The organism is Luteibacter sp. RCC_6_2 (assembly GCF_041360655.1).
Lineage (GTDB): Bacteria > Pseudomonadota > Gammaproteobacteria > Xanthomonadales > Rhodanobacteraceae > Luteibacter.
The window spans coordinates 118,180-137,667 of sequence record NZ_JBFUPQ010000001.1 but is presented as its reverse complement, the minus strand read 5'-3'; the positions used below and the strand labels follow the sequence as shown (position 1 = coordinate 137,667).

Annotated in this window: 14 protein-coding genes and 1 pseudogene; 7 read left to right on the top strand and 8 right to left on the bottom strand. The window is 63.9% G+C overall.

Annotation, left to right across the window (positions count from 1 at the left end; all coding sequences use genetic code 11):
* The first annotated feature begins 8 nt into the window (after nucleotides 1-8).
* Entirely contained in the window at nucleotides 9-1,025 is a 1,017-nt protein-coding gene (locus tag AB6730_RS00595) for an RHS repeat-associated core domain-containing protein (protein ID WP_371021722.1), read from the top strand.
* A gap of 1,241 nt (nucleotides 1,026-2,266) precedes the next feature.
* On the opposite strand, the gene AB6730_RS00590 is transcribed toward AB6730_RS00595, so the two are convergent.
* On the bottom strand, nucleotides 2,267-4,102 hold the full coding sequence (locus AB6730_RS00590) for a recombinase family protein (protein WP_371021721.1): 1,836 nt from the start codon (nucleotides 4,100-4,102) through the stop codon (nucleotides 2,267-2,269).
* Nucleotides 4,103-4,330: 228 nt separating this feature from the next.
* On the bottom strand, nucleotides 4,331-4,669 hold the full coding sequence (locus tag AB6730_RS00585) for a hypothetical protein (RefSeq protein ID WP_371021720.1): 339 nt from the start codon (nucleotides 4,667-4,669) through the stop codon (nucleotides 4,331-4,333).
* 120 nt (nucleotides 4,670-4,789) lie between these two features.
* Between AB6730_RS00585 and AB6730_RS00580 the strand changes: the two genes are divergently transcribed.
* Together AB6730_RS00580 and AB6730_RS00575 are read left to right on the top strand one after the other, a co-directional pair.
* Nucleotides 4,790-5,104 (top strand): helix-turn-helix domain-containing protein, encoded by a 315-nt coding sequence (locus AB6730_RS00580; protein WP_371021719.1) that lies wholly within the window; start codon nucleotides 4,790-4,792, stop codon nucleotides 5,102-5,104.
* Nucleotides 5,105-5,119: 15 nt separating this feature from the next.
* On the top strand, nucleotides 5,120-5,860 hold the full coding sequence (locus tag AB6730_RS00575; RefSeq protein ID WP_371021718.1) for an SseB family protein: 741 nt from the start codon (nucleotides 5,120-5,122) through the stop codon (nucleotides 5,858-5,860).
* Nucleotides 5,861-5,907: 47 nt separating this feature from the next.
* Here the strand turns inward: AB6730_RS00575 and AB6730_RS00570 are convergent, their stop codons facing one another.
* The 4 genes from AB6730_RS00570 to AB6730_RS00555 all read right to left on the bottom strand — a co-directional run bounded on the left by AB6730_RS00570 (nucleotide 5,908) and on the right by AB6730_RS00555 (nucleotide 8,602).
* Entirely contained in the window at nucleotides 5,908-6,303 is a 396-nt protein-coding gene (locus AB6730_RS00570; RefSeq protein WP_371021717.1) for a hypothetical protein, read from the bottom strand.
* Nucleotides 6,296-7,840 carry a recombinase family protein gene (locus tag AB6730_RS00565; RefSeq protein ID WP_371021716.1) on the bottom strand — a complete coding sequence of 515 codons (1,545 nt, stop codon included), beginning with the start codon at nucleotides 7,838-7,840 and terminating at the stop codon, nucleotides 6,296-6,298. The genes AB6730_RS00570 and AB6730_RS00565 overlap by 8 nt, the downstream gene beginning before the upstream one ends.
* 233 nt (nucleotides 7,841-8,073) lie before the next feature.
* Nucleotides 8,074-8,277, bottom strand: coding sequence for a hypothetical protein (locus tag AB6730_RS00560; protein WP_371021715.1), 204 nt, complete (start codon nucleotides 8,275-8,277; stop codon nucleotides 8,074-8,076).
* A 25-nt stretch (nucleotides 8,278-8,302) separates the two neighbouring features.
* Nucleotides 8,303-8,602, bottom strand: coding sequence for a hypothetical protein (locus tag AB6730_RS00555; protein ID WP_371021714.1), 300 nt, complete (start codon nucleotides 8,600-8,602; stop codon nucleotides 8,303-8,305).
* A 363-nt stretch (nucleotides 8,603-8,965) separates the two neighbouring features.
* On the opposite strand from AB6730_RS00555, the gene AB6730_RS00550 reads away from it, so the two are divergent.
* On the top strand, nucleotides 8,966-9,346 hold the full coding sequence (locus tag AB6730_RS00550) for a hypothetical protein (RefSeq protein WP_371021713.1): 381 nt from the start codon (nucleotides 8,966-8,968) through the stop codon (nucleotides 9,344-9,346).
* A 107-nt stretch (nucleotides 9,347-9,453) separates the two neighbouring features.
* The gene (locus AB6730_RS00545) at nucleotides 9,454-11,121 is read left to right on the top strand and encodes a hypothetical protein (RefSeq protein WP_371021712.1); all 1,668 of its coding nucleotides are present in this window, start codon (nucleotides 9,454-9,456) and stop codon (nucleotides 11,119-11,121) included.
* A gap of 474 nt (nucleotides 11,122-11,595) precedes the next feature.
* Here the strand turns inward: AB6730_RS00545 and AB6730_RS00540 are convergent, their stop codons facing one another.
* Complete coding sequence (locus AB6730_RS00540; protein ID WP_371021711.1) at nucleotides 11,596-11,901, bottom strand: LysR substrate-binding domain-containing protein; 306 nt, start codon at nucleotides 11,899-11,901, stop codon at nucleotides 11,596-11,598.
* Nucleotides 11,902-12,398: 497 nt separating this feature from the next.
* Here AB6730_RS00540 and AB6730_RS00535 point away from each other — a divergent pair.
* Nucleotides 12,399-15,974 (top strand): annotated as a pseudogene (locus AB6730_RS00535) (autotransporter-associated beta strand repeat-containing protein); the annotation flags it as partial.
* Between the two features lie 55 nt (nucleotides 15,975-16,029).
* Here AB6730_RS00535 and AB6730_RS00530 read toward each other — a convergent pair.
* Nucleotides 16,030-16,083 (bottom strand): hypothetical protein, encoded by a 54-nt coding sequence (locus AB6730_RS00530; protein ID WP_371021969.1) that lies wholly within the window; start codon nucleotides 16,081-16,083, stop codon nucleotides 16,030-16,032.
* Between AB6730_RS00530 and AB6730_RS00525 the strand changes: the two genes are divergently transcribed.
* On the top strand, nucleotides 16,071-19,361 hold the full coding sequence (locus AB6730_RS00525; RefSeq protein WP_371021968.1) for an autotransporter-associated beta strand repeat-containing protein: 3,291 nt from the start codon (nucleotides 16,071-16,073) through the stop codon (nucleotides 19,359-19,361). The two genes, AB6730_RS00530 and AB6730_RS00525, sit on opposite strands and share 13 nt — an antisense overlap.
* Nucleotides 19,362-19,488 lie beyond the last annotated feature (127 nt).

Genomic DNA, 19,488 nt, shown 5'->3' with positions numbered 1-19,488 from the left:
GAAAAGTCATGACTAATGTGACTCGCTTGCTGCCGCTAGTCCTCGCGGGGAGAACCGTCGAGACCCTCAATATACTCGGCTGCCGCAGGATCCCAGCGCTTCTTCTCTCTCTGGCCAGCATCAGTGCCTACGCAAGTGAGACCGTCACTTATTACTACACCAATCAGCAAGGGACGCCACTCGCCACAGCCGATGCGTCCGGCAATATATTATCAACCGCTGATTACAGACCCTACGGCACACAGGTTCTTGGAGCGACTGCAGCCGGCCCGGGCTATACGGGGCACGTGACGGACCCAGCCTCGGGATTTGTCTATATGCAGGCGAGATATTACGACCCGGCAGTCGGAAGGTTTTCCAGCGTCGATCCGAAGTTATCTTCGCCGGGTGATCTGTCGACGTTTGGTCGATACAACTACGCAAACAACAATCCCGTGGTGATGGTAGACCCTGACGGCCGCGTAGCTCAGCTTTACTGGACGGCGAACAATCAAGTCACCTATGTTGTCGTCTATCATCTGGATACAAGCAGCACGCTGTCTCCGGTTTCGGCGCCGGCCATCGAAAAAGCTATTCACGATGCTTTCTCGAGAACGGTGAGCATTAACGGTACGAACGTGACGGTTGATGCTCATGCCATTAAGTCAGACGGATCAGGCAAGTTTGGTTCAGAAAATACCGTAAAGGTGGTCCCAGACACCCAAGGAGTCACTTTTACGGGGCGGGCTGAAACCAGCAGCATTGGCGGGGACGTGGTTACTGTTGGTGCCGGGGGGCGCGCGCCGGCGACGCCTGGAACATTTGGTCACGAACTGGGTGGGCATGCGGGTGGAGCGGAGGACCTGTATAAGGGAGGTCGGGCCTTGGATGGGAGCGTGCGCACGCAAACTGCGCCGGGCGCCTCGGGAATCATGCTTGATGGACAGAGCCCCGCGAGTGAGCAGTCGGTCCGGCAGATCTTAAACGCGCCGACAAACACGAATGTGTGCGCTCCGGATGTTCATGCCGCAACTGGAGGGTGCTGAAATGGTAAGAAAGGCAACTTTTCTGGCATTGCCACTGGTGTCATTCTTATTGGTATTGAACCACGCCGCCGGAGCAGATTCAGCGTCCCTATCCGAACACAGCGCCGCGATGCCACCCCGTGTTTGCGAGATTCGTTTGCGTGCTTGGTGCATCGTGCAGGAGAACTCGATCATCACCGATACGCCGCGGTGGGCGGATACCGACGCAGAGCACACGTGGCGTATTCATCATCGGGATCAACCCGACTCTAGTCTGGTGATATTGGAGCCAAGGGGATGCAGGGCCGCAGTGGCTGATACCGTCGAAGCTGTACGCTTCTCGCATGCTGTTGCATGGGAAGGTCGGAACTGGGATGAGATGCAGGTCCGCCTCAGGAAGGACGGTACGTGTGATTTAATCTTGAGGGTGCCTGTATTTAACGGTGATCCGCTCGAATGGCCCTTTAATACGGGGCGCGTCCTACTGGTTGCGTGCAAAGACGATAGATGCAGCCTGAACGAACCTACGATCGCCGACGTCACGGAGAAGTACCGTCCACTGAGAGAACGAGGCGAGAAGAGCGCGAAATAAGGTTCAGAAAAAAGTCGTGCCCACAGTTAGCATGTGCACAAGTCAGCCGCGTTCTTTGACATTACTTTTTGGCGATAGCGCCGAACTGGGTGGATTCGAGCGTTTCCGCGACATCATTACCGGCTTCCATCGCAATTTCCGCCAGTTAGTTGCATCGTTGGCACATGCATGCGCATTGAGGACTCGCTACGCGTACAGAGGAAGGGCAGGCAAGCCTTTACGAAGGACAGGCTATCGGCGGTACCACTGTAGCCAAAGGAAACCGTCGGGTGGATAAGCGATGCAGAGGCGGAGGCACGCAAGCTGTAGGCCTCGGACTTCAAAGCGACGGTTGCCTCCACAGCTGGCCTAAAAGACTCGGAAACCTGGGGTAACCGGGCCAACGATAGAATCTCTGCCTTTGCCGAGCCTGTCATTTCACAATTAAGCTACCGTCGAGTGTCCGGGAGATGATCTGTCGTTAACCCGTTGGCGACGTCATCAAGTCCTGCATGCGGCACGGCTCGGCAGCACCAAGACGATAGTAATTTGCCGCACGGTCCGACGACTTGAAGAGGATAGGTGCATGGCGCGACGAGCGCGCTGGAACCGACAGTTCGGTTGTCCTTGGATCGACGAGGCGCATACAACTTGTGCCGTAAGCTCATCGCTTGCAATGATCCGCAATCCCTCACGCAAGAAGGTCGTCCGCTCCCCACTGGAGGGACGTTAATGCTGCTGGGTGGTGCATCGCTAGCCAGCAGACGAGAGCGGCGTTCTTGAGTTGAGCGCTACTTTGCCGGGACAGCAATATGTATCGGAGGATTGTTTCCCCTTCTCCATCCGTCACATTCTCCAGTGCACCGAAGTTTGCATCTTCTTTCGTGAGGTCTAGAAAGCATTCAACGATGGTCAGCGCCTCTATGATCGATCGACCGCGTTTCCTGCACCGATCCGCCAACCCATGTGTACCTGATGCGCGATCAAGAGGCGGCGCGTCCACGGGTCCCCGCCCCAGGCAGCGAACTAACGAGCCAAGCGAGTGCGAGGTATAGGCAGCGACCGCCGGATATGTTCGCTTAGAAACGTTCTCGGGAATGAACCCGTAGATGGCAGCAGGCCAAAACACGTAGTCTCTGATCGTGGATCCGTCGGCCGATAGACGCACAAAGATCACGATGTCCGCGTCGTGAGGAGACTGTCTGACGTACCAGCGCTCCGTGTCGTGATAAAGCGAGGTCCTCAGAACCGCGACAGACAGTGACCACGCCTGCTCGACCTGAAGCTGCCAGCCCTGGCGAACCACGGATAGCCCCGCTTGCTCAAACATTTCCTTGACGTGGGCCATGGTGTTTTCTCGCACTTCAAGGAAATGGACCCGTGCGTCCGCATAGACGAGATTCTTTTTTGGTGTGTACCCGATGAGTCGATACACGTGCCGCAAACCACCGAAACGGCGCACGAGTGTGGGCACAGACACGGCACTGGGGTCGTCCCGAATGAGCCGGGTCGTGATCTGTCCTTCCCGTGCAACGATTTCCCTGAGCGGAGACAAGACATCTTCATCTCCCATCTTCTTTGCCATCCTCTCGAAACGCTCCTTGGCCTTGAAGAACAGTTGCCGTGACACGAGAGGCTGGAACGAGGATTTCCGCCTGACCCATGCGTCCTCGGGCACGTTAACGCGAGGCAGGTGGAGGCTCCCGTGGGTGCGTCCAAAGACATTGTCTCCCATATATTTCGCGTTTGTGAGCAGCGCCCGGACGCGATGGTTATTCCACTTTTTCCCATCAAGGAAACTGATCGCGTCGGCGTTTAGCTTGTGGGCGATAGCAGCTGCCCCCAGCCCGGCGGCGAACTCCCTGAATATCCGGCGCACCACGCGAACCTCCTCCGTAGGACCCGGTACTAGGATGACCCTGTCCGTCATGACCGCCTTTCGCTGTCCGTGTTCCAGGATGCCTTGGGGGCATCCCGAAGCATCCAGTCGCATGCGTCTCAAGCCGTAGCCCGCTGAGCCGCCTTGACGGTATCCCAAGCCGATCAGCCGGCACTGCCCGGCGTACACTTTCGTGGACAGTTCGCGGCTGTATTCTCCGGCCATCGCCCGTTTCAGCCCCTTCAAAACGGCTGAAAATGGGGTTCCATCATTGGAGAAGGATTCCGCCACGTAGACGACGCTGACGCCCCCCAGGTGGCACACGAACTCGTGGTAAGCCGCCTCGTCGGGGTTCTGAAACCGACCCCAACGACTCACGTCGTACACGAGCACGACGTCGTAATCCTTTTTTCCGTCGCGAACGTCCCCGAGGAGATCTTGCAGTGCGTGACGTCCCTTGATTTGCACACCGCTTCGTCCCTCGTCACGGTAGCTCTTGACGATCGTCATGCCATGGGCAGCCGCATAGGCTGCGATTGCCGCAGACTGGTTCTGCGTCGAGTACTGTTGCTGATCGGTAGACATCCGCACGTATTCGGCCGCTCGAGTGAGGGCGTCCACCCTGCCGGGGGCGTGTGTGCGGCGCATGGTTCTCCAGCCCTGGGGCCGTTGGAAGCCACAGTATGCCTCTTCGGAGCGTGCGAACAGCGCTAACCAAGGTAGGTGAAAGCTGGCACGCAATATGCGGAAAGGGTTCTCGCGCAACCACGCATGTGCGTCGGCCTATGGTGTCGTCGTCACGACGAGCGCATCGTGGGCTTCGACCATGGGTCGAGAAATACGGCATGTCTCGGATACCGAACGAGCGGGATGCGTCTAAGGGGACGGGGTCCGCCGTCTCGCCCGGTGTAAATCAGCGAACCGACCGATAAATTCAGACATCGCACCGCGGAATCGAAGCGCGTCGGCCGGAAGCGGCACTCCTAAGTGACGGGCGATCTCGGTGGCGTACCGAAGTTGCGCGTCGGTGGGCGTTTTCAGATCCGGATCCAGGCATTCGCTGATGCTTTGGGCCAGGCAGGCGGCCAGCCGTTCGCGTAGCGTATCTGTGCTTTCCGAGGCCGCTGCCCGGGCCGCCTGGGCCATCCAGGCCTCGCGGACGTCGTCGTCCAGCGGAATGGAAATACCCGATTCATCGTCAAGCACGAGCTGCATGGGTTCGAGGACCCCGAGACGGCCGGCGAAGGCGCTTGCCCCGGATACTACGAAACTCGTAGTATCCGGGGCAAGGGAAAGTTACGAGTCTCGTAGGCCCTCCTACGCGGCTTGCTTCCCATGCCCCGGTACGACGACCTCCGGCTGGTCTTCCAGCATCGCCTCAAGACGGCTCGCGAGATGAAAGAGCGTTCCCAAAAGCAGGTGGGCATCGATGCGGGACTGGACCCGTTTGTGGCCAGCACGCGCATCAATCGCTATGAACTGGGCGTGCATCAGCCCGATCTGGCGACGGTCAAGCGGCTGGCCGAGGCTCTGGATGTGCCGCCGGCGTATCTATTCGCCGGTGACGAGCGGTTGGCCCGGATGATTCTGGCGTTCGACAAACTCTCCGCCGGCGAAAAGGACCAGCTGCTGCGCCGGCTGGACACGTAATGGTCCGGGAGCGCCATGGCACCGACAGCTGAGGACGATCCGCTAGGCACGCAGATCGATGCCTTGGGCGAGGCCGATCCGGGGCACACCGGCCTGCTCCAGGCACTGGTCTTGGGTCAGGTTCTGGTGCTCCTGGCGCGGCCGCCGGGGGAAGGGGCTAACCGCCCCGAGCGCAACCTCGTCGAGTGGCGTAACCAGACCGACGATGTCACCTTTGTCCCGCTGTTTACCGCGGCCAACCGGCTGCCCGGGATGGTTCCGCCGCCTGCGACGCTGGTCCGCGTGCCCACGCGCGTGTTGTTGCCCCTCGCCGGGCGGCGCTACTACGTGCTCAATCCCTTATCTCCGGCGCGGCTGACCCTGCCGCCGACGCGCGTTGACCAGGTCCTTGCCCTCATCCGCGCCCAATCGGGCGAAGACAGCGTCCCGTCGCGACAGGTACCGTGGGGTTTCCGACTTCCCCCCGACGAGTGGTTTCCAATTGCGCGGGCGCTGGCAGAGTGGATCGCCGCTGACGGCCGACTGGCAAGGGCCTTCCTGTACGAGCTATTGCGCGGCGAGCAGGCTCCCCAAATGGTGCTAGGACTCGAGGTGCCGACGGACCCAGTCTTGGCGGCGACCTTGCGGGCGGTGGCCGAACAGGCCGGGGCGGCACCGGGAACCCTGGTGGTGCGCTTCCTGCCCGATGAGCCCTCGCACGCCCAGGGCGTTGCCGGCATGGGCCTAGCGCCCTTCTACGAACGTCCGATGCATTGAGGATAGGGGCATCGGGCGCGTCGATGGCGCGAACATGCCGCGTGTGTTTATGGGAGACGGGGGCGCGCCGGCGGCGGGTAACGTGCGGCGCCGGGAAGGACCCGGACGGCGGTGAGCGCCTGCAACGCCGCCAACTGCGCCGGGGCGTCATGAGCCAACCAGTTGACGATCTCTGCGTGACCCAGCAGGCGAATCGCTATCGCGCGTTCGACGGCAAACCGAAGCGGTGCCGGCAGCGCCGAGACCGTTACGGAACCCAAGCCTTGGTAGGGATAGGGCAGTGCCAATCGCCGCACCATGGCCGAGAACCCCGGCATGGACCCGAGCACCTCGAGCGTGTCGGCGAGTACCTCGAGATAGTCGCGTGCCGCAGCGGTCGTCGTCTCCAGGCTGTCCGCCGCCGACCGATGCCGGCGGAAGGGATCTTTGGGAATGTCAGTCATGACCGGCAGGGCGAGCCGAGAGCATCGCCAAGGCGGGTAGCACCGCCAATGAAGGAAAGAGGTACCTCTGGATCAGGGGATCGTTGTGCTGGTAGAGCGCTTGAGGCCAGGCGGCAAAGGCCATGGTGGGGGCGATGAAATAGTCGAGGGGCTGGTTCCCCAGCCGGTCCATGCGGGCGAGGAGAAGGATGTCGCACGGCGGCGGCAGACGAACGATCGGCCAGCGCCATCCGTGAGCTTGCAGGGAAGGGCGAATCAGTCCCACGGACAGCGACCAGGTCGCGTCAATGGTCAATCGACTCCCCTCGGCCACCACGGCCGCCCCGGCGTCCTCCAGTCGCTCGGTAATGGCACCGAGCAAGCTGGGCAGCCAGCGTGCTGCCCGGCGCCTTGCGTCCTGGAAAGCCAGGTTCCTTGGAGGGCGGTAGCCTAGCAACGCATAGATGTTGCGGAAGCTGCCGAACCGACGGACGTACGAGAAGCCCGACCACGCGCCGGGTGCCTGTTCAATCAGGCCGACGGTGAGATACCCGTGCGTCGCCAGAAGCTGGCGGAGGGGAGCGAGCATTTCCGCATCGGTCGGAATATGGCAGCGGGCCTCACGCACGGCCTGCGCGCGCCAAAAGATCCGTGGCGGCACGATGCCGGTGTATGCGCCGTTGCAACGGACCCACGCGTCCGGCGGATTGAGGGTCTTGGGTTGCCGCAGCCGCTTGCTGGATCGGGCGAAGATGTTGTTGCCGATGTACTTCTCATTGACCAGGACGCTACGTATCGCTTGTTGGCACCACGGATCGCCGCGGAAATTGCCAATGTGAGCGGCATTCAGCTCGCGCGCTATGTCCCGCTGCGACATTCCACTGAGGTAGCGACGGAAGATCACATTGACAACCCGTACCTCCTCAGCGGGCCCGGGCACCAGAATCACCCGGTCAGTCGCCAGGCTCTTGCGATCGCCCACGTCCAGCAATCCTTTAAGACGACCGGCTGCGTCCAGGAGCGCGCGGCGTAGCCCATAACCCGGGGTGCTGCCTTGTCGGAAACCTAAGGCGACGAGTCGGGCTTGACCGGCGAACACCTTCACTGACAGTTCCCGGCTGTACTCGGCGGCCATGGCGCGCTTCAGGCCCTTGAGCATGGCGGACAAGGGGGACTGATCGTTTGCAAACGGCTCAGCGACATAGATGACGCGCACACCGCCTAGCATGCATAGGTATTCGTAGAAGGCCGCTTCGTCGGCCTCCTGAAAGCGTCCCCAGCGGCTGACGTCATACACCAGCACCGCCTGAAAATCGGCCGTTCCCGAACGGACATCCGCCAGCAGGCGTCGCAGCGCCGGGCGGCCACTTAAGTCCAGGCCACTCCTGCCGTGATCGAGGTAGCGGCGAACGATGCGCATCCGATTCGCGACCGCGAAGGCGGTGATGGCCGCCGACTGCTGGGCCGGCGAGTAGACCTGGTGGTCCGTCGACATGCGGACGTACTCCGCGACCGGCGTTCCCACAGCCTGCTTGCCAGGGGCGGGCGGCATGGCCATCGCAGCCTCTGCGGGGACGGGCATCCGACGCTACGCCGATGGTGGCGCCAGTACAACGTCGGCGTCGCGTCAGCTTCAGCCGCTCTCACCATCCGTCCTGGGCAAAGCGGCGTCAGTGCGATCGCGTCAGGTAGGTATTCGGGCATAGGCTGTCGGACGAACAACGGCGGTTGGCGGGAAAGCGGACTGAGGTCGATGGTGGAGACGAGAGGACGCTACGCCGTCGGATTCGGCTAATCGGATTCGATCCGAGGGTCGCGGTCGAGCCAGTGCAGCGGCTTGTGCGCCGACCACTCGATCTCGCGGGCCAGCGCATCGTCAATGGGGCGACCGGATAAGATCGCTTCAAGCCCCCGTTCTGACGTACCGAGGATCTCCGCCTGTTCCCGAACGCTCCGCACGCCCTCGGCCTCCAACTCGTGCAGGATCGTGAGCAAGTTGGTTCGCCGGATCGCGGGACGGTCAGGCATCGCGATAGCCACCGGGCGGTTTTAGCTCGACGCGAGAGAGCGTTTCGGCCAATGCGAGCATCGCACGAGCATGGCCCGGCTGCGGAGTGGAACCGGACGGCCCCAGCCTGACCACCACCTGGGCGGCGTCGAGCGCCACATCGACCAAGCCTGCCGCGTCGGCCTTCGCGATGATCAACTGGGCCAGGAAGCGCGCTTCATCGAAGTCCGAGGCGAGCACGGCCTCGTTCATGGCTGCCGAGTCGCACGCGATCTCGGCCACCGTCAGGGCGGTATCGTCTTTCGGTTTCATGGACAGGAGTCTAGCTCCGGCGGTGCGGCGAGGTGCAAATACGCCGCTTCGCGAGCGCCGCGCATGACGAAAATCTCGTGCCGAATCCTCGGCGCCAAAGCACTACGAGGGCGATTTATCTTCGGCCGAACGGAGAGCCGACTTCGACAACATGACACGCCGGTAGCGATTAGGGTCTGCAGCACAGCCGTAGCGATACCGGGTCCCTGGTACCCAACCTCGGTACGTAACCCGCTCAAGCGCCAAGAAGTCTTGCATCGTCCGAATTCACGCAACGAATGTTCCAAGGCCAATCTCGTTGTCCGAGACACGACCCGCGCACCCTTCGCACAAAGGGAGAACCACATAAGTGACCAGACGACGATGCTTTTGCGCCTTGCCGCACCGGCCATCGCCGTGTTTGTTCTTGGCATGACCACGGCTGTGATCGTAGAGGCGCTGGCAAGCCTCCCTATGCTGTCGGGCACGCTTACGCAAGAAGGGCTGGGGAACATGGGTGCCGTTGGCACGTCCGTCGTGTCGCTGGTGGCCTACGGCATGCAGATGCTGCGGTACTGGCGGTGGACGCGCGACAAGGGAGATGATTGCTTCATCTGCAGCTGTCTGCCGGGGCGCGAGCGGGAAGGGTGCTTCGGGCCGTACCGCAAGTCTGGTTGTGGGAAGACCACGCTATCGGCCGCATGTGACCGGCAGGCGATTGCTCCAGATTGTGTATCGTTGGTTCCGGCAGGCCAGAGTACGTAGTTCCATGCGGTGCCCATCAAGGTTCACGAGGGTCCGCCGTTAATGGGGGACGGGTTCACTCACTGCACGCCGGGGGCGGCGTTGCGCAAAGGGACGGGGGAAAGGGGATGGAAGTTGTCGTGGAGCAGGGGATAAACGCTGGCTCGGGTTATCCGCTAGCGAGCGCCGGGTCGGGACGTCGCCAGTTGCGGCTGACGCCTGGGCGCTACCACAGACTCGTCCAGGTCATCGGTCAGGTCCAGAGTCCTACCGGCGGCGATGCGTTGGCCAGCGCGCGGGCCGTTGCTGTGCGCTGGCTTGAGGAAAAGACCGGGTGGCGGTTGACCGACGAGCAGGCCTCCGGGACCGATTCCATCGAACTGGAAAAAGACGACAGCACCCAGACCCTTGCCATCGAGTCAGCGCCGGGGCTGTGGGGCGTGCGCTTCGATGACCCCTGCAAGCAGATGCCGGGACGTCAGTGGCGCATTGAGCTTGTGCTGGTTGACATCGAAGATGGTGCCGCAACGGCCTTCGGCTGCACCCTCAGCGTGCTTGTCCCTGCCAGCGAGCCTGAATTCGCAGTCAGCCCAGGTTTGCCCGGCATCGTCCGTCTGCTGGCAACCTCGCACGAGCTGCAAGACGGTGGTCGCCGTCTTGACGGCACGGTGCTCCATGTCGACCGCGAGCGGGACATCGATGACCTAATCGCTTTCATCGAAGACCGTAACCGTCCTGTCTCCGTCGTCGTGGTGAGCGAGCCCCGGACGGGGGCGCCCTTTGTTTCGCCCGGGGCCGTCGGCAGCTGGCTGTCTGGTCTCGCGTTTGTCGTGAGCGTGTCTCCCGAGGCCGCGCAGGAACTGACCCGACGCTACGGCCGCCGGCTTGGCGTGTTCGGCGACGCCATCAGGATGTACCGGGTGGGATTCGATGCCGACATCGATGACCCATTCCGGCACCCACTGTTTACGGCGCAGTCCTGGAGCGACCGCATCCAAATCGTCAAAAAGCAGCTGCAGTTCGATGCGATGCAAGACAGCGTCAGCCGGCGCGACGAAAAGCGGGATTTGCCCGGCTTTGCGGTCGTCCGGCGCACAGCCGCCGCCCAGCGTATCCGGGAAGTTGTCGGCGCTGAGCAGGCGACGACTGAAGTCGCTGAATTGTTGAGAAGGGCCATGGACAGCTTGCGCAAGGATGCAGAAGACTGGCAAACCTTGGCGCAAAGCGAAGAACGACGAGCTGACATGGCCGTCGAAGCCCAGCGCGAAATGCGTGGTCGTTTTCATACCTACCGTGCCCATATCCAGCGGCTCGAGGCGCAGCTCGCAGACCTCGGCGCAAAAACGCGTGGGCCGAACCCCACCTCCCTCGATGCCCTCGTCGAATGGGCGGAGGAGCATTTCACCGGACGGCTCATCATCACACCGAAGGCCGCAAACCTCGCCTCTGCCTGTGACCACGCCGAGCCCGACAAGATCTTCGAAGCGCTGGCGTTGCTCGCCGGCCCCTATTGGGACATGAAGTTCGCCAACGGCGCGCGGAGCGACTTTGAGACAGCTTCACGCGAGCTCGGGATGTCGGTTGGACCGACCGGGGATGGGGTCGATGACCGCCGGTATGCCAAGCAGTACTCGGCGTCCTGGGAAGGCCAGAGCTACAAGCTCGCCATGCACCTGCAAGGATCTGACAGTCGCGATCCGAGGGTGTGCATTCGCATCTACTTTGCCATTGATGAAGAAGAGCAACTGTTGATAGTCGGACATCTGCCGACCCATCTTCGCAATTCGCTGACGTGAAATCGCCCGGCGCGCCGATTCAGTGCCCGGCATCGTGGTAACACCACGTCTTCATGCATCCGAGCCGAGAGGGAAGTCCACAAGCGCAGGCTCGGCCGCTCGCTGGAGCCGGCGCCGACCGCTACAACATCAAGGCCATCAACTCACCATGTGCAGCTCGGGGCTTTGTGGCAGCTGTTCTCCGGCCGCGCTGGATCGCCGTCGGTCAGACCGTCATCCCTCCTTTTGTTTCGTCGAGCAGCCATTGACCAAACGCTTGTATTGGCTCTCTGCTCAATCCGATGGGTTCGGGGAAGATGAGACAAAAGGTTTTGGCGATGGTTTCGCCCTCCCGGCCACGGAGCGACCAGCCTTCCTAAGGCGAGTTCGGTTTCAACGTGGATGTGCGGTACCAGCGCAACACCGAGGCTGGCCAACGCCGCCTCGATCAACATTCCATGAAGATCATAGCGTGCACCCATCCCGCGGGATTCGTCAGCGGGATTCCACTCTCCTGGGAGTAATGTTGCCAAGCCTCAGGGTTCTGTCGTCGGTGCAGACGCGGTAATGCGTCCAGTGCGGTTGTTCGTTGCGTCCTGCCAGAAGGTCAGGGTGGCAAACCGGAACCAGCACTTCATGTAACAGGCGATGCATCCGCATGCCCGTCCAGGCCGGATGCTCGAAATGGATGGCAGCATCGAATCCGCTTCCGGCGAGCACGAAGGGGTCCATGCGCTCGGCCAGATGCAACGTGATGTTCGGATGCTTCTGCTGGAATCGTGACAAGGAGGAATGAGCCATCACATCGCGAACGTCGGGATAATGGCGATGTCCAGGCTCGCGCTATGGTTCGGCTGCCCCATCACATACTCAGGTTTTCCGGCTGCGTCGGCACCATCCGGCCGGGCCTAGTGTCCAGCGCTGCCATAAACATGCCACCGGCGATAAGCACACGCGTTATTCCACGTCGCTTGGCTGCTGCAGCCACGGTATCAAAATCATCTTTCGTAGATCGGTCGACCGTCTCGCAACAGGTTCTAGCGTCAACCATCCTGAACAGTTTGCCGAAAAGCGACATAACGTTTTTTGGTAACGGAATTCTGTGACACATGTCACAAATTGCCGTGGCACGTCACTCCGGGGCGAGGCGGGTCGCCTGAAATCCCTGTAACACGGTCTTCACATTTCTTGGCACGGGCCTTGCTGATAGGTCGGAGCTCTCCAACCGCGCCCGTCACCACGGGCGGCAGAGGGGTTGACGGGGGAGCGCCGACCTCATCGACAGGACCGAATTCGTAATGAACAGAATCTTCCGCATCGTCTGGAACAAGGCGATCAGCCAGCTCGTCGTCACGTCCGAACTGGGTCGCCGCACGTCCGGCGGCAGCGTGGCGAAGCGCGTGCCACGTGATTCGCGCGCGATCGTCCTGCCGCTGGCGGCGCTCGCTGTGGCGCTCTCGTTGGCGACGCCCGCTTTCGCCGCTGGCAGCCTCGCCATGCCGAGCGGGGCGCTGCTCGACATCAACAATGGCAGTGCACCCAACAGCGCGTCGAACGTCGCCAATCAGTTCCAGACCTATACGGTCACCTTCACGCCGACCGAAACGGGGAACAACTACATCCTCTTCGCGTTCCGCCAGGATCCCGCCTACTGGACCTTCGGCAATGTGGGTCTCTATGCCGCCGGCGACAGCAGCACCAACCTTTTCACCAATCCGCTGTTTACGCAGGGTGGCCAGATTCCCGGGAAGGATATCCAAGCTCCCGCCGGATGGGGGGTGGTTTATCAGGCGGGTAGCCCGCCCCAGGCGGCCGGTACCTGGCATGCGCCGGGCGACGGCGATCAGACCACCACGAACGTGAACTCTGGGACGGCCGGTTCCTGGTACGACGGCGCCGTGGGTAGCTTTGACGGCATCTACCAGGGCGTGAGCCTCGTTCAGGGCACCACCTACACGATCAGCTTCACGGCGCTCTCCAACGACACGGCCAACACGGCGGGCTCGGCCAACGGCGGCGTGGAAATGGGCGTGTATGCCGGGCAGTGCATTTCCCTCCTCGGCCCGGTGGCCGGTTGCGTACCCAACAATCCCGATTTCGTGAATCTCGCAACACCGGACGAGGCGGCCAACGCCGGCGGCCCGGACATCGTGACCATCGGTAGCGGCACCCCGACCACCACCAGTGGTCTGGGCACGACCGACGGCACCTTCGACGGCGGCACGCTCACGGTCGACGAAGACAACGCCGTGAAGGATCAGGATTTCACCCTCTCCGGCAACGGCGGCACGATCGACCAGAACGGCCGGGACTCCACCTTCACCGGCACGATCTCCGACGCAACCAACGGCACGCCGGGCGACCTCACCATCGTCAACAGCGGTACCGGCGGTTCCGTCACGCTAACCGGCGACAACACCTACAGCGGCGGCACGACGGTGAACGACGCCACCGTGGCGATCGATCATGGCGGTGCGCTCGGTACCGGCACGGTCACGCTCGACAACGGCACCCTGCACAGCACGGGGACCACAACCCTCGACAACGACATCGTCGTCGCTGGTACGGGCACCGTGACGACCGACGCCGATACGGTCCTGACCCACACGGGCACCGTCACCGGCACCGGCGACTTCATCAAGGACGGCGCGGGCACGCTCGATCAGACCGGTACGTTCGACCAGGCCGGCGCGACGGTTGTCACCGGCGGCACGCTCGTGCTGTCGGGCAACAACACCTACACCGGCGGCACGGTCATCGGCGGCAGCGGCACGGTGCAGGTCGAGAACGACACCAATCTCGGCGCGGCCGCGGGCGCCATCACGTTCGACGGCGGTACGTTGCACAGCACAGGCGACGTCGATGCCGGCCGCGACATCCATGTGTCCGCCAACGACGGTCACATGGACACGGACGCCGGTACCACGTTCGCGACCAGCGGCGGCGTGACGGGCTCCGGCTCCCTGACGAAGGCAGGCGAGGGTACGCTGCAGATCGATGGCGATGCGAACCAGAACGGCGGCTTCGTCGTCGGCGAGGGCACACTCGTCCTCAACGGTGATAACCACTTCACGGGCCCGACGACGGTCGCCAATGGCGCCACCTTGCAGGTGAACGGCGGCGCCGCACTCGGTTCGGACGCTGGCGGGCTGGTCCTCACGGGCGGCACGCTGGCCACCACCGGCGACGTCGACACGGGCAAGCAGGTCACCCTCATCGGCGGCGCCACGTTCGATGTCGGCACCGGCACCACGACGGCTGCCCATGGCGAGATCACTGGCGCCGGCACGCTGGTCAAGGCGGGCGACGGCACGTTGGTGCTCGACCATGCGAACACCTTCACGGGTGACACGCAGATCGACGACGGTACGCTGCAGATCGCGAGCGACGCCAACCTCGGCACCAGTGGCAACCTGATCTTCAACGGCGGATCGTTGCACACGACCGGCGACGTGAACTCGTCGCGCGATCTCGTGCTGAACGCCGACGCCGCCATCGCCACCGACGGCGGCACCACGATGGCCACCACCGGTACGGTGTCCGGTTCGGGCGCCCTGGTGAAGGACGGCGAAGGTACGCTCGCCATCGATGGCGTGGCCTCCCACACGGGTGGCACGACAGTGAACGGCGGCACGCTCGTGCTGGCGGGCGAGAACACCTATACCGGCGGCACGGTGGTCAACGACGGCGCGACGCTGCAGGTGTCGAGCGACGTGAACCTGGGCGACGCCTCGAACGACGTTGCCCTCAACGGTGGCACGCTGCACGCCACCGGCAACGTCGTAACGTCGCGTGACCTCGGTCTCGACGGTGGCGGCACCCTCGCCATCGATGACGGCAAGACGATCCGCATCGACGGCACGGTCACCGGCAATGGCGGCCTGGCACAGGAGGGCGGCCAGCTCATCCTCACGCGCGACAATAGCTATACGGGTGGCACCTCGGTCACCGACGGCACGCTGTTCATCTACAGCGAGGGCGCACTGGGCGCCGGCAACCTGTCGCTGGACGACAGCACCCTGCACGTGGCGGGCAACATCGATTCCGTTCGCGACATCGCGGTCACGGGTACCGGCACGATTGCGACCGATGCCGATACCACCTATCTCCACGAAGGGAAGGTCACGGGTACCGGTGACTTCGAAGCCTACGGTCACGGCCAGGTCGTCCAGACCGGCGACCTGACCCAGGCCGGCGCCACGATCGCCAACGGCAGCTTGCTTGTGCTCGATTCCGCGCAAAACAGCTACGGTGGCGGCACGCAAGCCATCAACGGCGGCGTCGTGCAGGTGTCGAGCGACGCGAACCTCGGCGCAGCTGAAGGCGGCATCACGCTCGGCAACGGCGGTACATTGCACACCACCGGCACGATGGACACCGCGCGCGACGTCAGCCTCGATGGCGGCGGCTCGATCGTCACCGAGTCCGGCACGACGCTGGGCCTCAATGGCGTGGTCTCCGGCAACGGCGGCCTTTCCGCGTCCGGCGGTACGCTCGTGCTGAACAACACCAACACGTACACCGGCGGCACGACGGTCGGTCCGAACAGCACCGTGCAGATCGCCGGCGACGGCAACCTCGGCGACCTGTCGGGCAACCTGACGCTCAACGGCGGCACCCTGCACACCACGGCCGACGTCGTCTCCGGCCGCGACACCGTGATCGCGGGCGGCGGTACGATCGAGACCGACGCGGGCACGCGGTTCCAGCAGTCCGGCAGTGTCACCGGCAGCGGCGACTTCGTGAAGAGCGGCGACGGCGTCCTCGTGCAGACGGGTGCGCTGACGCAGGATGGCAAGACCATCGTCGATGGTGGCACCCTGGTGCTGGGCTCGACGAACAACACGTACACCGGCGGCACCGTGGTCAACGGCGGTGCGGCCGTGCAGGTGTCGAGCGATGCCAACCTGGGCGCGGCCGGCGGCGGCCTCACGCTCGTCGACGGCGGGGTGCTGTACGCGTCGAGCACGATGAGCAGCGCACGCGACGTGCACCTCGTCAACGGCGGCAAGGTATTCAACGACGCGAACGAGGTCCTGACCCTCGGCGGCACGATCGCCGGCAACGGCGGACTCGTCCAGGGCGGCCTGGGCACACTCGTGCTCACCGGTGACAACACCTATACGGGCGGCACGCTGGTAGGCCCCAACTCGGTCGTGAAGATCGGGAAGGACGGCAACCTCGGCGACGCCGCAGGCGACGTGTTCCTCGACGGCGGCGAGTTGCTGGCGGCGGGCAACGTGGACTCGGCGCGCGACATCGTCACGTCGGCTTACGGTGGCGTGGTGGCCACGGCCGCGAACACCACCTTCGCCACGAGCGGCGACGTGTCCGGTAACGGCACGTTCTACACGGCGGGTGCGGGCACGGTGCGGCTCGACGGCACGGCCAACCAGGTCGGCGGCGTCCACGTCATGGGCGGCACGCTGGTGCTGAACGGCAGCAACGGGTATCAGGGTCCGACGACCATCGACCAGGGCGGCACGCTGCAGGTGTCCAGCGACGGCAACCTCGGTGCCGGCGGCGATCTCGTCTTCAACGGCGGCACGCTGCATACCACCGCGACGATCAACTCCGACCGCAACGTGGTCCTCGCCGGCAACGCACTGTTCGACGTCGACGCCGGCACGACCATGGCGTCGGGCGGCACGGCGTCGGGCGCGGGTGCGCTGGTCAAGAACGGCGACGGCCGCCTGGTGATCGGCGGCGTGGCATCGCACACCGGCGGCACGGTCGTGAACGACGGTATCCTCGTCCTCACCGCCAGCAATACCTACACCGGTGGTAACACGATCAACGGCGGTACGCTGCAGGTGCAGACGGACGCCAACCTTGGCGATGCGTCCAACGGCATTGATTTCGAGGGTGGGTCGCTGCATACGACGGGCAGCTTCACCACGGCGCGCGACCTGTCGCTCAACGGTAGCGGCACGATCGACACCAATGCCCACACGACGGTCACCGCCACCGGCAACGTGGCAGGCGCCGCCGGCCTCGTGAAGAACGGCAACGGCACGCTCGACCTCTCGGGCGTGGCATCGCACAGCGGTGGCACCACGGTGAACGCCGGTACGCTGATCCTGGGTGGCAAGAACACCTACACGGGGGGCACCAGGATCAACGGCGGTACGCTGCAAGTGTCGTCCGACGCCAACCTCGGCGATGCGGCGAACACCATCGCGATCGACGGCGGCACGCTGGCGGTCACGACGACGATGACGACCGATCGCGATATCCTGATCGGTGCCCACGGCGCACAAATCGACACGCTGGACGGCGTCACGCTGAACCAGAAGGGCGACATGAGCGGCACGGGTGGCCTGGTGAAGCTCGGCGGCGGCACGCTGGTGGTGTACGGCAACAACACCTTCACCGGTGGCACCCTGATCCAGGGTGGCGTCATTCGCATCAACTCCGGTTCCTCGCTGGGCACGGGTCAGATCCTGCTCCAGGGCGGCACGCTGCAGTCCGATGCCAGCCTGGGCACGGGCCAGGAGGTCGTCATCAGCGGCGACTCCGGCGTGAACGTCGCCGCAGGGACCACCACCGTGCTCTCGGGCAACCTGGTGTCGGACGCGGGCAACGGCTGCTTCGTGAAGTCGGGCAAAGGCTACCTCAGCCTCACCGGCAACTCGCGTCTGGCCAGCGGTACCTGCGTGCAAGACGGCGTGCTCAGCGCCAACGGCGCCCTGGACAGCAGCTTCGTGCAGGTCGACCGCGTCGGCACGCTGCGCGGTACCGGCTTCATCGCTGGCCCGGTGAACGTGGAAGGCCGCCTGGCCGCCGGCAACTCGCCCGGCACGTTGACGGTGGCGGGCACCGTCACGATGCAGCCGGGCGCCACCCTGCAGGTCGATATCGACGGCCTCGGCACGGGCACCGGCGCGGGCAACTACTCGCGTGTGCTGGTGACGGGCGCGGGCAACCGCTTCGTGGCGAACGGTACCCTGGCGCCGACGCTACGCGGCATCACGGGCGACGCCAGCAACACCTATACGCCGGCGCTGGGCGATAGCTATCGCATTGTCACGGCGGAAGGCGGCGTGGAAGGCCGATTCACGGCGCTCGACCAGCCCGCCGATGGCCTGGCGGTGAACACGCGTTTCCTCGTGTTCTATGGTGCGAACGCTGGCCATAGCATCGACTTGCGCGTGGCACCGGCGTCGTACACGACGCTTCTGGGTGCCGATGCGAAGCGCAACGACCTCGCCGCGGCGGGTGCGGTGGACGGCGCAATCGCCGCGCTGGACGGCGGCACCGCTACGACGGACCAGAACGAGCTGCTCTACGCCGTGTCGTCGCTGGGTGCGGACCGGGTGGCGTCCATGGTGGACAGCCTGTCGGGCGAAGTACACGCCGACCAGGCGGCCGCCGCACGCAACGCCGGCCTAGGCATGCAGCGCGACGTGAGCGACCACCTCGGCACGGATAAGTCCGCCGAGGTGGCCCACACGGTCTGGGCCAACGTGACGCGCGACGGCAATCGTTCCATCGCCAATGGTCAGGGCAGCGGTTTCGAGACCGGCACCGACCGCACCACAGCCGGTATCGACCTCTTCGCTGACAACGGCACGGTGATCGGCGTCGCTGCGACGCACCACGATACCAACGTGATCGCGCACGGCGGCTCGGGCTCGATCCGCGGTAACTCCGGCATCGTGTATGCGCAGCAGGCGATGGGCAGCTTCGTGCTCGACGGCATGGCGGCCCGCGGCACCACCGACTGGACGACGCGCCGCGCCGATCCGCTGGGTGGTTCGCAGCTCGAATCCCGCACCTCGGGTAAGGACACCATGGCCAGTGCCACGCTGCGCATGCCGATGCAGACGGGCGGCGGTTCGCGCATCGAACCGTATGTCAGCGTCGTGTGGCAGAAGGTGGAACGCGACGCGGTGAACGAGCGTGGCACGGCGGCCGCCCTCTCGGTCGATACGCTGTCGGAGAAGGGCACGCGCTTCCTCGCGGGCGCGAACGTGGGCTCGAAGGCGGCCGATCCGCTGGCGTCCACGTTGACCTGGCGCGCAGGTATCGCAGTCGGTGCCGACACGGGCGACCTGCTCGACCCGACCGTGCACGACACGCTGGCGGGCCAGCGCTTCGACGCCGCTGCGCCAGGTGTGGGTCGCGGATTCGTCCAAGTCAACGCGAATGGCACGATGCGCCTGGGCAAGAGCACCTACCTCTACGGCGGCCTCACCGCAGAAGAAGGATCGCGCCGCTCGGCGTACGGCGTCACCGCGGGTGTCCGCGTGGCGTTCTGAAACGAGGACGGCTACCGGCGCGTCACGCTCGGTAGCGTTCGCTGAAAACGAAGGCCCGCCCATCGACAGGCGGGCCTTTGTGTTTGCTGTTCTATGTGGATCTCCGATTTCTGAGGCCGCCCGGCCG

What these genes read in the sequence shown, in the direction of transcription:
- AB6730_RS00595 (WP_371021722.1), top strand. Translation starts at nt 9, where the DNA reads ATGACTAATGTGACTCGCTTGCTGCCGCTAGTCCTCGCGGGGAGAACC.
- AB6730_RS00590 (WP_371021721.1), bottom strand. Translation starts at nt 4,102, where the DNA reads ATGCGCCGCACACACGCCCCCGGCAGGGTGGACGCCCTCACTCGAGCG.
- AB6730_RS00585 (WP_371021720.1), bottom strand. Translation starts at nt 4,669, where the DNA reads ATGCAGCTCGTGCTTGACGATGAATCGGGTATTTCCATTCCGCTGGAC.
- AB6730_RS00580 (WP_371021719.1), top strand. Translation starts at nt 4,790, where the DNA reads ATGCCCCGGTACGACGACCTCCGGCTGGTCTTCCAGCATCGCCTCAAG.
- AB6730_RS00575 (WP_371021718.1), top strand. Translation starts at nt 5,120, where the DNA reads ATGGCACCGACAGCTGAGGACGATCCGCTAGGCACGCAGATCGATGCC.
- AB6730_RS00570 (WP_371021717.1), bottom strand. Translation starts at nt 6,303, where the DNA reads ATGACTGACATTCCCAAAGATCCCTTCCGCCGGCATCGGTCGGCGGCG.
- AB6730_RS00565 (WP_371021716.1), bottom strand. Translation starts at nt 7,840, where the DNA reads ATGGCCATGCCGCCCGCCCCTGGCAAGCAGGCTGTGGGAACGCCGGTC.
- AB6730_RS00555 (WP_371021714.1), bottom strand. Translation starts at nt 8,602, where the DNA reads ATGAAACCGAAAGACGATACCGCCCTGACGGTGGCCGAGATCGCGTGC.
- AB6730_RS00550 (WP_371021713.1), top strand. Translation starts at nt 8,966, where the DNA reads ATGCTTTTGCGCCTTGCCGCACCGGCCATCGCCGTGTTTGTTCTTGGC.
- AB6730_RS00545 (WP_371021712.1), top strand. Translation starts at nt 9,454, where the DNA reads ATGGAAGTTGTCGTGGAGCAGGGGATAAACGCTGGCTCGGGTTATCCG.
- AB6730_RS00540 (WP_371021711.1), bottom strand. Translation starts at nt 11,901, where the DNA reads ATGGCTCATTCCTCCTTGTCACGATTCCAGCAGAAGCATCCGAACATC.
- AB6730_RS00525 (WP_371021968.1), top strand. Translation starts at nt 16,071, where the DNA reads ATGAGCAGCGCACGCGACGTGCACCTCGTCAACGGCGGCAAGGTATTC.